This is a genomic window from Ramlibacter paludis (assembly GCF_022012305.1).
Classification (GTDB): domain Bacteria; phylum Pseudomonadota; class Gammaproteobacteria; order Burkholderiales; family Burkholderiaceae_C; genus Ramlibacter; species Ramlibacter paludis.
The window spans coordinates 207,324-220,286 of sequence record NZ_JAKLTM010000002.1; the positions used below are offsets into that span (position 1 = coordinate 207,324).

At 68.0% G+C, this 12,963-nt stretch carries 15 protein-coding genes; 12 read left to right on the top strand and 3 right to left on the bottom strand.

Going from position 1 to position 12,963, the window contains the following annotated elements:
* Positions 1–25 precede the first annotated feature (25 nt).
* The gene (locus LZ009_RS07700; protein ID WP_275697906.1) at positions 26–1,222 is read right to left on the bottom strand and encodes an aminotransferase-like domain-containing protein; all 1,197 of its coding nucleotides are present in this window, start codon (positions 1,220–1,222) and stop codon (positions 26–28) included.
* Between the two features lie 94 nt (positions 1,223–1,316).
* Complete coding sequence (locus tag LZ009_RS07705; protein ID WP_275697323.1) at positions 1,317–1,916, bottom strand: hypothetical protein; 600 nt, start codon at positions 1,914–1,916, stop codon at positions 1,317–1,319.
* A 157-nt stretch (positions 1,917–2,073) separates the two neighbouring features.
* Between LZ009_RS07705 and LZ009_RS07710 the strand changes: the two genes are divergently transcribed.
* Positions 2,074–2,832: a dienelactone hydrolase family protein gene (locus LZ009_RS07710; RefSeq protein WP_275697324.1), complete on the top strand. Its 759-nt coding sequence runs from the start codon at positions 2,074–2,076 to the stop codon at positions 2,830–2,832.
* On the opposite strand, the gene LZ009_RS07715 is transcribed toward LZ009_RS07710, so the two are convergent.
* Positions 2,808–3,395 (bottom strand): peptidoglycan recognition protein family protein, encoded by a 588-nt coding sequence (locus LZ009_RS07715; RefSeq protein ID WP_275697325.1) that lies wholly within the window; start codon positions 3,393–3,395, stop codon positions 2,808–2,810. The two genes, LZ009_RS07710 and LZ009_RS07715, sit on opposite strands and share 25 nt — an antisense overlap.
* A 175-nt stretch (positions 3,396–3,570) precedes the next feature.
* Here LZ009_RS07715 and LZ009_RS07720 point away from each other — a divergent pair, with 175 nt between their 5' ends.
* The 11 genes from LZ009_RS07720 to LZ009_RS07770 all read left to right on the top strand — a co-directional run bounded on the left by LZ009_RS07720 (position 3,571) and on the right by LZ009_RS07770 (position 12,941).
* On the top strand, positions 3,571–4,008 hold the full coding sequence (locus LZ009_RS07720; protein ID WP_275697326.1) for a hypothetical protein: 438 nt from the start codon (positions 3,571–3,573) through the stop codon (positions 4,006–4,008).
* Between the two features lie 8 nt (positions 4,009–4,016).
* A complete protein-coding gene (locus tag LZ009_RS07725) occupies positions 4,017–4,943 on the top strand; it encodes a carbohydrate kinase family protein (RefSeq protein WP_275697327.1) in 927 nt (308 codons plus the stop codon).
* Between the two features lie 27 nt (positions 4,944–4,970).
* Positions 4,971–5,657, top strand: coding sequence for a TetR family transcriptional regulator (locus tag LZ009_RS07730; RefSeq protein WP_275697328.1), 687 nt, complete (start codon positions 4,971–4,973; stop codon positions 5,655–5,657).
* 83 nt (positions 5,658–5,740) lie between these two features.
* Positions 5,741–6,316, top strand: a complete 576-nt coding sequence (locus tag LZ009_RS07735; RefSeq protein WP_275697329.1) for a TRAP transporter small permease — start codon at positions 5,741–5,743, stop codon at positions 6,314–6,316.
* A 9-nt stretch (positions 6,317–6,325) separates the two neighbouring features.
* On the top strand, positions 6,326–7,606 hold the full coding sequence (locus LZ009_RS07740) for a TRAP transporter large permease subunit (RefSeq protein ID WP_275697330.1): 1,281 nt from the start codon (positions 6,326–6,328) through the stop codon (positions 7,604–7,606).
* Positions 7,607–7,638: 32 nt separating this feature from the next.
* Entirely contained in the window at positions 7,639–8,637 is a 999-nt protein-coding gene (locus LZ009_RS07745) for a TRAP transporter substrate-binding protein (RefSeq protein WP_275697331.1), read from the top strand.
* A 2-nt stretch (positions 8,638–8,639) separates the two neighbouring features.
* Positions 8,640–9,095 (top strand): type II 3-dehydroquinate dehydratase, encoded by a 456-nt coding sequence (gene aroQ / locus LZ009_RS07750; protein WP_275697332.1) that lies wholly within the window; start codon positions 8,640–8,642, stop codon positions 9,093–9,095.
* Positions 9,092–9,925, top strand: a complete 834-nt coding sequence (locus tag LZ009_RS07755) for a shikimate dehydrogenase family protein (protein WP_275697333.1) — start codon at positions 9,092–9,094, stop codon at positions 9,923–9,925. The genes aroQ and LZ009_RS07755 overlap by 4 nt, the downstream gene beginning before the upstream one ends.
* Before the next feature lie 10 nt (positions 9,926–9,935).
* A complete protein-coding gene (locus tag LZ009_RS07760) occupies positions 9,936–10,850 on the top strand; it encodes a 4-hydroxyphenylpyruvate dioxygenase (protein WP_430300210.1) in 915 nt (304 codons plus the stop codon).
* Entirely contained in the window at positions 10,847–11,749 is a 903-nt protein-coding gene (locus LZ009_RS07765; protein ID WP_275697334.1) for a sugar phosphate isomerase/epimerase family protein, read from the top strand. The genes LZ009_RS07760 and LZ009_RS07765 overlap by 4 nt, the downstream gene beginning before the upstream one ends.
* A 160-nt stretch (positions 11,750–11,909) precedes the next feature.
* The gene (locus LZ009_RS07770) at positions 11,910–12,941 is read left to right on the top strand and encodes a cytochrome-c peroxidase (protein WP_275697335.1); all 1,032 of its coding nucleotides are present in this window, start codon (positions 11,910–11,912) and stop codon (positions 12,939–12,941) included.
* The last annotated feature ends 22 nt before the right edge of the window (positions 12,942–12,963 follow it).

Genomic DNA, 12,963 nt, shown 5'->3' on the forward strand with positions numbered 1-12,963 from the left:
ACAGCGAGGGGCGGCGCGGAACGGCCTAGCCCCCGATCGCCTTGCCCAGGCGCGCGACGCCTTCCTCGATCTTGTCGATGCCCGCCGTCGCGAAGGACAGGCGGAAGGTGCTCGCATCCGGATCCTTCGCGAAGAACGGCGCCCCCGGCACGAAGGCCACGCCCTGCTCGATCGCCCGCTTGGCGAACTCGCCGGCATCCTTCACCTTGCCACCGGCGCCGGTCAGCCGCGCCCAGAAGAACAAGCCGCCCTTCGGCTCGGTAAACGCCACGGCGTCCCCGAGTTCACGCCGCAGGGCCGAACCCATCGCCGCCGCGCGCTGCGCATAAGCCTGCCGCACCTTCTGCAACGTCGCCGGCATGCGCCCGCTCTTCAAATACTGCGTCGCCGTCGCCTGGGCAAACGTGCTGGTGTGCGCATCGCTGAACTGCTTGCACATCGTCGCCTTGGCCAGCAGCTCCGGCTGCGCGATCAACCAGCCCACCCGCAGGCCGGGGCTCAGCACCTTGCTCATGCTGCCGCAATGCGCGATCCACTCGCGGCTGCCCGGCACGTCCTTGGACAGGGCCAGGATGCTGGGCGGCGGCGCCTCGCCGAAATACAAGTCGCCGTAGGGATCGTCTTCCACGATCAAGGTCTGGTACTTGACGGCCAGCTCCAGCACCTTCTTGCGCCGCTCCAGCGACAGCAGCGCGCCGCTCGGATTGCCGAAGGTGGGGATCAGGTAGACGAACTTGGGCTTGTGTTCCGCGATCAGTTGTTCCAGCTTGTCGGTGTCGACGCCGTTCTCGTCGACGGGCGCGCTCACCAGGTCGGCGCCATAGAGGCGGAAACACTGGATGGTGGCCAGGAAGGTCGGGCCTTCGACGATCACCTTGTCGCCGGGGCTGATCATGGTCTTGCCCAGCAGGTCCAGCGCCTGCTGGCTGCCGGTGGTGACGATCAGGTTCTGCGGCGCGATGTCGCTCACGCCCTTGGACTGCATGAAGGCTGCCAGCTGCGTGCGCAGCGGCTCGTAGCCCTCGGTGGCGCCGTATTGCAACGCGCCGCCCGGCTCCTCGCTCAGCGCCTTCTGCGAAGCTTCGCGCAGGCCTTCGACGTCGAACATGGCGCTGTCGGGAAAGCCGCCGGCAAAGCTGATGATGCCGGGTTTGCCCAGCAGCTTGAAGAGTTCGCGGATGGCGGAGGTTTCTACGTTGTCCAGGCGGGTGGCGAATTGCAGGGGCATGGTTCTGTCTCGATGGGGAGGCCTCGCCATTCTCCCTCAGGCGGCCGCCCCCTCCGGCTGGGGGGCCGCCGGACAGACGCCCCCGTCTTCAGCCGTTCGGCTTGTCCTTGTCCGCGTAGCGCAGGCCCGGCGACATCGTCGGGTCGTCGCGCGGATCGCTGCTGCGCTTCTGGTCGAGCCGATCCGAAGCCATGGCCCGTTCGGCCTCGTAGGAGCTCTCGCGCGGTGCCGATTCGAGCGGCATCATGCCTTGCCGCGTGCCGACGATCTCGCGCAGCGGCAGCTGGGTCGGCCGGTGCACCACGGTCAAGGTGGCGCCGCGCAGGTCGCGCAGCACGGACTGCGCGTGGTCGGCGCTGGTTTCATCGACCGCGTCGACCACCACGACGTAGTGGCCCCGCTCCACGGCTTCGGTGTAGCTGCTGGCATGCGGGCTGTCGTTCGTGCCGAACAGGCTGCTGAAGAAGCGGCCCAGGCCGGCCAGCACGCCGGGATCCACGGCGACTTCACGCTCCATGGTGTCCCAGCGCTCGGTGCCCGAGTGGTGGCCGGGTTCGCCGTCGCCGTTGGCGGCACCGCCGCGGTGCTGCACGTGGATGTCGCGGCGGTCGAAGCCGGCCTGGACCAGGCGGTCGACGGCATGGTCGGCGTTCGCACGGTCGTCGAAGGAACAGAGGGCGGTATGCATGTTGTAGGTCTCCAGGCGTCTGCTGTGGTCATCCGGTTTAAGCCCGGACGAGCCAGGCCACCGTCATCCACGCAAGCACAGCCGTGTAGGCGCGGGACTACCCGGTAGGCAACGCGGCCGGGCGCTGGCAAGCTCGGCCGCGAGGAGCGCAAGCACCATGATCGAACAGCACCTGGACATTCCCACCGCCGACGGCGTCATGAACAGCTTCGTGGTCCATCCCGACGAAGGCGGACCGCACCCGGTGGTGCTCTTCTACATGGACGCGCCCGGCAAGCGCGAGGAACTGCACGACATGGCGCGCCGGCTCGCCGCGGTCGGCTACTACGTGGTGCTGCCCAACCTGTACTACCGGCGGGTACGGGAGTTCGAACTGAAGGAGCGCACGCCCGAGGGCATGAAGCCGATGTTCGAACACATGAACAGCCTGACCAATGCGATGGCGGTGCGCGACACGGAAGCGATGCTGCGCTTCGTCGACGGGCAGCCGCAAGCGGAGGCGCGCCGGGTCGGCGCGGTGGGCTACTGCATGAGCGGCCCCTTCGTGATGGCGGCCGCCGCGGCCTTGCCGGAGCGGATCCAGGCCATTGCCTCGATCCACGGCGCCAACCTGGTCACGGAGCGCGAGGACTCGCCGCACCGCATGGCGCCGCGCATCCGGTGCGAGAGCTACTTCGCCTGTGCCGAGACCGACATCTGGGCGCCGCGCGAGACCATCGCGAAGCTCGAGGCGGCCCTGAAGGCAGGCGGCACGCCGTATCGCATCGAGTGGTACCCCGGCGCGCAGCACGGCTTCGTCTTCCCGCGCCGCACCGGCATCTACGACCAGCCTTCGGCCGAGCGCCATTGGGAGCGCCTATTCGCGCTGTTCCGGCGCCGCCTGCAGGACGCTCAGGCCGCGAGTTCGGCGGGGTAGCCGCCCGCCAGCGAGAGCCGGTCCCGCACCTGGCCCAGCGCCACGTAAAGCTTCTCGCCCGGGCAGGTGGTCGCGACGAAGTCGCGGTGGGTCAGGATGTCCGAGGGCCGCACCGCATAACCGCGGCAGAGGTAGCCCAGCAGTTGCTCGAGCGCTTGCAGGGCCTCGGGCGTCGGCGTGTCGCTGCATTCGCCGCCCTCGGCATGGAAGCAGCCCAGCAGGCAGATGCCCAGCTTGTGCGAGTCGACGTTCAGCACGTGGTTGCCCAATGCGAACTGCGGCAGTTCGTCCAGCGTCTCGCCGCGGAAGTACGGGCGGCCCTGGTAGACGTGGCCGCCGGCGTCGACCAGGAAGTGGTAGCCGATGTCGGGGCAGTTGCACAGCGGCCCCTGGTGCAGCTTCTGCAACGCCGCGACCTGGCGGGCGCCTTCCTGGCGCGTGGCGGCGCCGTAACCCGCGGCGTGGTGCACGACGATCTGCCGCACCGTGCCGAGCGCGCGCAGCTCACCCCGGAACGGGAGGGCGCCCCACTGCAGGCGCGTGATGACGGTAGGCGATTGCATGATCCTTGCACCTTACGCCTGCACGCCCAGCGAGCTATCCGCCGCATGGGGGAGAAATAGTGCACGGCCGCCGGCGGAACGAAAGCGGAGGCAGCGAATCCGACGCTTTCACGCACGCTCCCGGCACTGCCATGGGGTGGCCATTCGGGTGTCATTGCATTACACTAATCCACACATGTCCAGCGCCCCCTCCATCCTTGTCGCCGACACCCCGGAGGGCGTCGCGGCATTCCGGCGCGCCCTTCCCACCAGTGCCTCGCTCGTCCCGGCGCACAGCGTCGAAGAAGCCCGCAAGCTGCTGCATCCGCCGCCCGCGCTGGTGGTGTGCGGCTGCCACTTCGACGAGGGCCGCATGTACGACCTGCTGCGCCACATGAAGGCCACGCCGGAACTGGAGCGCGTCCCCTTCATGGCCGTGCGCTGCATCGAGGGAGACCTCGCGCTGGACGACGCGCTGTTCGAAAGCGTGAAGATCGCCGTCCGCGCCCTGGGCGGCAACGCCTTCGTCGACCTGCTGCGCTGGCAGCGCAAGCATGGCGATGCGGAGGCCGCGCACCGCCTCACGCTGCTGGTGCAGAAGCTGGCGCAGGATCCGGCCGCCGACTCGGTCTGACGCTGCGCATGTTCCTGGTCTGCGGCGAAGCCTTGATGGACGTGTTCCCGGCGGGAGACACGTCCGCGGGCCTGGCACTCGACGCCCGCGCCGGCGGCTCCCCTTTCAACGTGGCATTCGGCCTGGCCCGGCTCGGCCAGCCCGTTGCCTTTGCGGGCGGCATCTCCACCGACGCCTTCGGCCAGCGCCTGCTGCAACTGCTGGAAAGCGAAGGCGTGGACCTGGCGGCGGTGCAGCGCTTCGCCGCGCCCACCACCTTGAGCGTCGTCACCACCGACGCGCACGGCGTGCCGGCGTATGCCTTCCACGGCGCGCAGGGGGCAGACCGGTTGCTGGCCGCGCGCCCCCTGGCGACCCTGCCCGCGCACACGCGCGTGCTGCACGTCGGCTCGTATGCGATCGTCGTCGAGCCCGTTGCCGCCACGCTGCTGCGGCTGGTGGAGCGCGAACACGCGCGCCTGCTGGTCGCCTACGACCCGAACGTGCGCCTGAACGTCGAGCCTTCGCCGGCGCGCTGGCGCAGCGCGCTGGAGTGGATGGCCGAGCGCACGCACCTCCTGAAGCTCAGCGCCGAAGACGCCGCCCTGCTCTATCCGGGGGAGGAACCCGAAGCGCTGGCGCGGCGCTGGCTGGCCCAGGGCGTGCGGCTGGTGGTGGTGACACAGGGCGAGCGCGGGGCCCTGGCCTTCACCGGGCAAGCCAGCGCACGGGTCGATGCGGTCGCCATGCCGCTCGTCGACACCGTCGGCGCCGGCGACGGCTTCCAGGCGGCCCTGCTCGCCTGGCTGGCCGAACACGACGTGCTGACGCCGCAAGCCTTGCAGGCGCTGGACGCCGGCGCGCTCGCGGTGGCGCTGCAATTCGCCGCGCAGGCGGCAGCGATCGCCTGTTCGCGCCGCGGCGCCGACCTGGCGCGGCGAGCGGAGTTGGCGTAGCGGGTCGGCGGTCCTATACTCCGCCGAATGAACGAACTAGTACATTCGCGGAAGCCGGCGGCGAAGGGCGCCAAGCCGGCCGGCAAGGAGACGACGCGCACCAACGACCCGGAGCGCACCAAGGCCAACATCCTCGAAATCGCCGCCACCGAGTTCGGCGAGAAGGGCCTGGCGGGCGCGCGCATCGACGAGATCGCGGCCGCTACCCAGACCAGCAAGCGGATGATCTACTACTACTTCGGCAGCAAGGAAGGGCTCTACCTCGCCGTGTTGGAGGAGTCGTACAAGAAGGTGCGCGACATCGAAGCGGAGCTGCACCTGCAGGACCTGGAGCCGGAACAGGCGCTGCGCCGGCTGGTCGCCTTCACCTTCGACCACCACCTCAATCACGAGAACTACATCCGCCTGGTGATGAGCGAGAACATCAACCGCGGCCAGTACCTGGCGCAGAGCCAGCGCATCCAGGAGCTGAACGTGCCGGCCATCGCGGCCATCAAGCACCTGTACGACCGCGGCGTGAAGGCCGGCGTGTTCCGCAAGGGGCTGGACCCGGTGGACATCCACGCCTCCATCTCCGCCCTGAGCTTCTTCAACGTGTCCAACCAGCACACCTTCGGGCTGATCTTCAAGCTCGACATCCGCTCGCCCAGCTACATCACCCACCGGCGCGACAACGTGGTGGAGATGATCGTGCGGTTCATGCGCAAGGGCTGAAAGCCGCTGGTCGCGGCTACGGGTTTTCCCGCACATATAAAACTAACCAGTCCGTACAAAATCCGGACCCAGGAGACAAAGTGATGCTGCAAAGACTGATCGACCAGTTCTGCCGCCTGCTATCCATAGTGATGGTGGCGGCGCTGTTCCTGATGGTGGTGATGGTGTTCGGCAACGTGGTGCTGCGCTACGGCTTCAACAGCGGCATCACCATGTCGGAGGAGCTCTCGCGCTGGCTCTTCGTCTGGATGACCTTCCTCGGCGCGCTGGTCGCCCTGCGCCAGCACGCCCACCTGGGCACCGACACGCTGGTGTCGCGGCTGCCGGTGCTGGGCAAGAAGATCTGCCTGGGCCTGAGCCACCTGCTGATGCTGTACCTGTGCTGGCTGATGCTGGTCGGCTCGTGGAAGCAGACGATCATCAATTCGGGCACGACCAGCGCGGTGATGGAAGCCTCGATGGGCTACTTCTACGCCACCGGGGTGTTCTTCTCGGCGTTCGCCATGTTGTTCATCCTGAACGACCTGTACCGGCTGCTCACGGGCAAGCTGGCCGAGTCGGAGCTGATCGGCATCACCGAATCGGAAGACGAAGTCCCGCACGGCGAGGCCGAAGCCGACGCCGCCATCCCCCTCACGGCCCCCGCCACCCGCAAGTAAGCCGCCGCCATGACCATCACGATCTTCCTCGGCGCCCTGCTCGGCGCAATGGCCCTGGGCGTGCCGATCGCCTTCTCGCTGCTCGCCTGCGGCGCCGCCCTCATGTGGCACATGAACATGTTCGACGCGCAGATCCTGGCGCAGAACACCATCGAGGGCGCCAACAGCTTCCCGCTGCTGGCCGTGCCCTTCTTCATGCTGGCCGGCGAGATCATGAACGCCGGCGGCCTGTCGCGGCGCATCGTCAATTTCGCGATGACGCTGGTCGGCCACGTCCGCGGCGGCCTGGGCTACGTGGCGATCATGGCGGCCATCATCATGGCGGCGCTCTCGGGCTCCGCGGTGGCCGACGCAGCGGCGCTCGCCGCGCTGCTGCTGCCGATGATGAACCGCGCCGGCTACCCGACGGCGCGCTCGGCCGGCCTGCTGTCGGCCGCCAGCATCATCGCCCCCATCATCCCGCCCTCGATCGGCTTCGTGGTGTTCGGCGTCGCCGCCAACGTCTCGATCTCCAAGCTGTTCATGGCGGGCATCGCTCCCGGCCTGATGCTGGGCGGCGCGCTGTGGCTCACCTGGTGGTGGCTGGTGCGCAAGGAGAAGATCGAAGCCGCGCCGCGCGCCACCAAGGCCGAAGTGATCACGGCGCTCAAGGACGCCACCTTCGCGCTGGTGCTGCCGGCGATCGTGGTGGTGGGCCTGAAGTTCGGCGTGTTCACGCCGACCGAAGCCGCCGTCGTCGCCGCGGTCTACGCCCTGTTCGTCTCAACGGTCATCTACAAGGAGCTGAAGCTCTCGCAGCTGTACGGCCTGTTCGAAGCCGCGGCCCGCACCACGGCGGTGATCATGTTCCTGGTGGCCGCCGCCATGGTCTCGGCCTGGATGATCACGGTTGCCAACCTGCCGGCCGAAGTGGTGACCCTGCTGAAGCCGCTGCTGGACCAACCCACCCTGCTGATGCTCGCGATCATGGTGCTGACCATGGTGGTCGGCACCGCGATGGACATGACGCCCACCATCCTGATCCTGACGCCGGTGCTGATGCCCATCGTCAAGGCAGCGGGCATCGACCCCGTCTACTTCGGCGTGCTGTTCATGATCAACAACGCCATCGGCCTGATCACGCCGCCGGTGGGCACGGTGCTGTCCACCGTGGCCGGCGTCGGCAAGGTGAGCATGGACGAAGTGACCAAGGGCGTGTGGCCCTTCATGGTGGCGCAGTTCGCCGTCATGTTCCTGATGGTGTTCTTCCCGCAGCTGGTGATGGTGCCGGCGCGCTGGTTCTACGGCTGATGTCCAAGCAATTTTCCCAGGAGACGACAAGCATGAAACGACTGTTCCTCAAGACGCTGGTGGCCTGCGTGGCCGTGGCCGCCTTCGGCATGGCCCAGGCGCAGACCAAGACCATCAAGTTCGCCAACCAGAACGCCAAGGGCCACCCGCTGGTCAACGGCATGGACAAGTTCGCCGAGCTGGTGGACCAGAAGTCCGGCGGCAAGCTGAAGGTCAACGTGTTCCCCGGCGGCGCGCTGGGCAGCGACCAGGCCAACGTGTCCTCGCTGCAGGGCGGCACCCTGGAGATGGCCTCGATGAACTCGGGCATCTTCGCCAGCCTGGTGAAGGACTTCTCCATCTACGACTTCCCCTTCCTCTTCGGCAACGCCAAGGAAGCGGACGCGGTGGTGGACGGCCCGTTCGGCCAGATGATGCACAAGAAGCTGGAAGAGAAGGGCCTGGTCGGCCTGGGCTACTACGAGCTCGGCTTCCGCCACCTCACCAACAGCAAGCGCGCCATCACCAAGGTGGAAGACATCGCCGGCCTCAAGCTGCGCGTGATCCCCAACCCGATCAACGTCGACTGGGTCAGTGCGCTCGGCGCCAACCCCACGCCCCTGCCCTTCCCCGAGCTGTATGCCGCGCTGGAACAGGGCGCCGTCGACGGCCAGGAGAACCCGGTGGCCACCATCATCGGCGCCAAGCTGAACGAAGTGCAGAAGTACATGACGCTCAGCTACCACCAGTACAACCCGCAGTCCATCATCGTCAGCAAGAAGTTCTGGGACACACTCAGCCCCGCCGAGCACAAGATCCTGCAGGACGCGGCGCACGAGTCCATCGCCTTCGAGCGCGCCCAGTCGCGCGCAGCGCTGGCCACCGGCCTCGACAGCCTGAAGAAGAGCGGCATGCAGATCACCGAACTGGCGCCGGCCGAAGTGGCCAAGCTGCGCGACAAGATGAAGCCGGTGATCGCCAAGCACTCCGCCACCGCCGGCGAAGCCACGGTAAAGGCCATGATGGCCGAGCTGGAAAAGGCCCGGAAGTAAGCATGAAGAAGATCCTCGTCCTCAACGGACCCAACCTGAACCTGCTGGGAACCCGCGAGCCGGAACAGTACGGCCGCACCACCCTGGCCGACGTCGAGGCCATGTGCCGCGAAGCCGGCGAGCGGCTGGGCTACGAGGTCGAGTGCTTCCAGAGCAACTGGGAAGGGGCGCTGCTGGACAAGATCCAGGAGTACGGCCGCCTCTACAAGGAAGGCAAGGCGCTCGGCTGCGTGTTCAACGCCGGCGCCTTCACCCACACCTCGGTCGCCCTGCATGACTGCATCAAGGGCGTGGACGGCCTGCCGGTGATCGAATGCCACGTCTCGAACGTGCATGCGCGCGAGGAGTTCCGCCACAAGTCCTGGATCTCGCCGGTGGCGGCGGGCATCGTCATCGGCTTCGGCGTGCAGGGCTACCTGGTCGCGCTGGACGCGCTGGTGCGCACGCGGGCGACATGATCAACGGCAACACCGAATTCATCGCGCACCTGGGCTGGCCCACGCATTCGTTCAAGGCGCCGATGATCTACAACCCCTACTTCGAGTCGGTGGGGGTGAACGCGGTGGTCGTGCCCATGGGGTGCAAGCCGCAGAACTTCCCGAACGTGCTGCAAGGCCTGTTCACGCTGGAGAACATCCGCGGCGCGCTGATCACGATGCCGCACAAGGTGAGCGTGGTCGACCTGCTGGACGAAGTGACGGCAACGGTGCGCGTCGCCGGCTCCTGCAACGCCGTCAAGCGCACGGCCGACGGCCGCCTGGTGGGCGACATGTTCGACGGTGCCGGCTTCGTCCGTGGCGTGCAGCGCAAGGGCCTGGACCTGCAGGGCGCGCGCGTGCTCGTGGTGGGCGCGGGCGGCGTCGGCTCGGCCATCGCCGCCTCGCTGGCCGCGGCGGGCGTGGGCGCGATCGCGCTCTACGACGTCAACGCCGCCGTGGCCGAGGCCCTGGGCCAGCGCCTGCGCGACAACTATCCGGCGCTGGACGTTTCGACCGGCAGCAACGACCCGGCCGGCTTCGACCTCGTCGTCAACGCCACGCCGCTGGGCATGAACCCGGGCGACCCCCTGCCGATGGACATGGACCGGCTCGAGGCGCGCACCTTCGTGGGCGAAGTCGTGATGAAGACCGAGATGACGGCCTTCCTCACCGCGGCCCAGGCTCGCGGCTGCCGCGTGCAGATCGGCTCGGACATGCTGTTCGAGCAGATCCCCGCCTACCTGGAGTTCTTCGGCTTTCCCACCACGACCGCGGAGAACCTGCGCGCCGTCGCGCGCCTGCATTACTGAAAGGCCCGCCATGAGCGACCTGCTGCTGCATCCCGAACACGCGCGCGAGCCGATGCTCGACTCCTTCAGCGACGAAGCCAACCCGCTGGGCCTCGACGGCGTCGAGTTCATCGAGTTCGCCACCGCCAAGCCGCAGGCCCTGGGCCAGGTGCTGGAGATGATGGGCTTCCGGCCGGTCGCGCGGCATCGTTCGCGCGAAGTGCTGCTGTACCGGCAAGGCGGCCTCAACATCGTGATCAACGCGCATCCGCCCGACGCCGAGGGCCAGGGCGGCCTGCCCGACACGCCCACCATCGCGGCCGTTGCCATGCGCGTGCGCGATGCGCGCGCGGCCTACCAGCGGGTGCTGGAGCGCGGCGCCTGGGAGGTGCCGACGCATCCCGAGGCGATGGAGCTGAACATCCCCGCCATCCACGGGGTCGGCGGCAGCCGCATCCACTTCGTCGACAGGTATGACGAGTTCTCGATCTACGACGTCGACTTCGTGCCGATTCCCTCGGTGGACCAGAAGCCGCCCGCCGTGGCCGGCATCCACTTCTTCGGCATCGTGCAATACATAGGCGCGGGCCGCAGCTACGACTGGATCGAGTTCTACTCGGAGCTGTTCGGCACCAGCCTGATCCCCGACGAGCAGCGCTTCGGCATCATGCCGGCCGGCAAGCTGCTGCGGGCGCCGGCGCTGCAGCCGGCGAACCGCTTCATGCTGCAGATCATCGAGCCCGAGCCGGATTCCGTCGACAACCGCGAGCGGCTGCACCGCATCGGCCTGGGCGTACCCGACGTGCTGGCCGCCGTGAAGGCGCTGCGCGCGCTCGGCATGGAATTCGTCGAGAGCCAAGCGGCGCACACCGAGCAGCGCGGCGCCATCACCAAGACCTACCTGGGCTCGGTCGTCTTCGAGCTGGTGCACAGCCAACAGCCATGACCGACTCGCGCAGCGTGCAGCAGGCCATGCGCGACTTCGGCATGGACACCATCACCCTCGCCGGGCCGCTGGAGGCCAAGCTCGAAGCGATGGCCGACGCCGGCTTCCGCCAGGTGATGCTCAAGGCGAACGACCTCAACGGCCACCCGGGCGGCTGGAGGGCAGCGGTGGAAGTGGTCAAGGCCAGCGGCCTGCGCGGCACCGGCTTCCAGGTGCTGCGCGACTTCGAAGGCCTGTCGGGCCACCTGCACCAGTACAAGGTGGACATCGCCAAGCAGATGCTGGAGATGTGCGCGGCGCTCGGCTGCGACGTGCTGCTCGCCTGCTCCTCGACCTCCACCCACGCCAGCGCGGACCTGGACCACATCGCGCGCGACCTGCGCAAGCTGGCGATGCTGGCCATTCCCTTCGGCATTCGCATCGCCTACGAAGGCCTCTCGTGGGGCCGCACGATCAACGAGTTCACCACGGCCTGGGACGTCGTCTGTCGCGCGGATTGCCCCAACCTGGGCGTCGGCCTGGACTCCTTCCACATCCTCGCCGCGAAGACGCCGCTGGACGAGATCGAGAACCTCGACCCGAAGAAGATCTTCCTGGTGCAGCTGTCGGACTTCATGTGGCAGGAAACGCGCACCTTCGAGGAACGCATGGCCACCGCCCGCACCTACCGCGTCTTCCCGAACGAAGGCGTGCACACGGCCGACCTGGTCGACATGGTGCTGAAGCTGGACGCGCTGGGCTACCAGGGCGACTACAGCTTCGAGGTCTTCAACGACGACTACGTGCAGATGCCGCTGCCCTTCGTGGCGCAGCGCGCCCGGCGCTCCGCGCTTTGGCTGGCCGAGGACGTGCTGCGGCGGTCGGTGCCGCTGCCGGGGCAGCTGCGACTGCGCACGTGAACGGTGCAGCCCCTCCAAATGGAGGAGGGCGAGCCTTTCTTTGACGACGGGCGGCAGCGCCGGGGTAACGGACGGTTGTTGCTAGTTGTATCTAGTGAAGCATACAGTTACAGGCACCCGGCCATGAGGAGCCGGTTTCTCCCAGCCACCGGAGTTGCCCATGTCGAAGCTTGCTTCCGTCCTCGCCACGTCCACCGCAGCGCTGCTCGTCGCTGCCGGCCTAGCCGCCTGCGCCGGCGCCGACTCCGGTGAACGCGTTCCCGCCGCCGCCACCGCCGACCGTGCCTGGCTGTTGCCGGCCTCCATTCCCCAGCCCGCCGAGAACCCCAGCACGCCCGCGCGCGTGGCGCTTGGCAAGGCGCTGTTCTTCGATACGCGGCTGTCCGGTCCCTCCGGGATGTCCTGCGCTTCCTGCCACGAACCCACGCTGGGCTGGTCGGACGGCCGCAAGACCTCCGCGGTCGGCAAGGACGTGATGACGCGCGCCTCGCCCACCGTGCTGAACGTCGGCTACAACACCCAGTTCACCTGGGACGGCCGCAAGAAGTCGCTGGAAGACCACGCGATGGGTCCGCACCGGCACCTGAGCGTCGCCGACTACAAGGCGTCCGCCGAGCGGCTCGGCGCCCTGGAGGGGTACCAGAAGATGTTCGCCGCCGCCTACCCGGGCGAGGCGATCACGCAGGAAAGCATCTCCAAGGCCCTGGCCGTGTTCCAGCGCTCGCTGGTCTCCACCGATTCCAACTTCGACCGCTGGGTCGCGGGCGACCGCACGGCGCTGACGCCCGCGCAGTACCGCGGCTTCAAGCTGTTCACCGACCCGGCCAAGGCCAACTGCGCGGCCTGCCACAACGGCCCCAACTTCACCGACAACGGCTTCCACAACGTGGGCCTGAAGTCCGGCGACGTCGGCCGCTACGCCTTCCGCAAGCTCGATGCCATGAAGGGCGCGTTCAAGACGCCGACCCTGCGCGACATCGAGAACACCGCGCCCTACTTCCACGACGGCTCGGCCGCCACGCTGCGCGAGGTGGTGGAGTACTACGCGCGCGGCGGCGAGGACGCCAGCAACCGCTCGCCCGACGTGCGCAAGCTGGACCTGACGGAGCGCGACAAGGAGGACCTGGTCGCCTTCCTGCGCGCCCTCACCGGCCGCCACGCCGCCTTCGTGCCGCCGCAGCTGCCGCAATAAGACAAGAAGCCAAAGGGGGGAG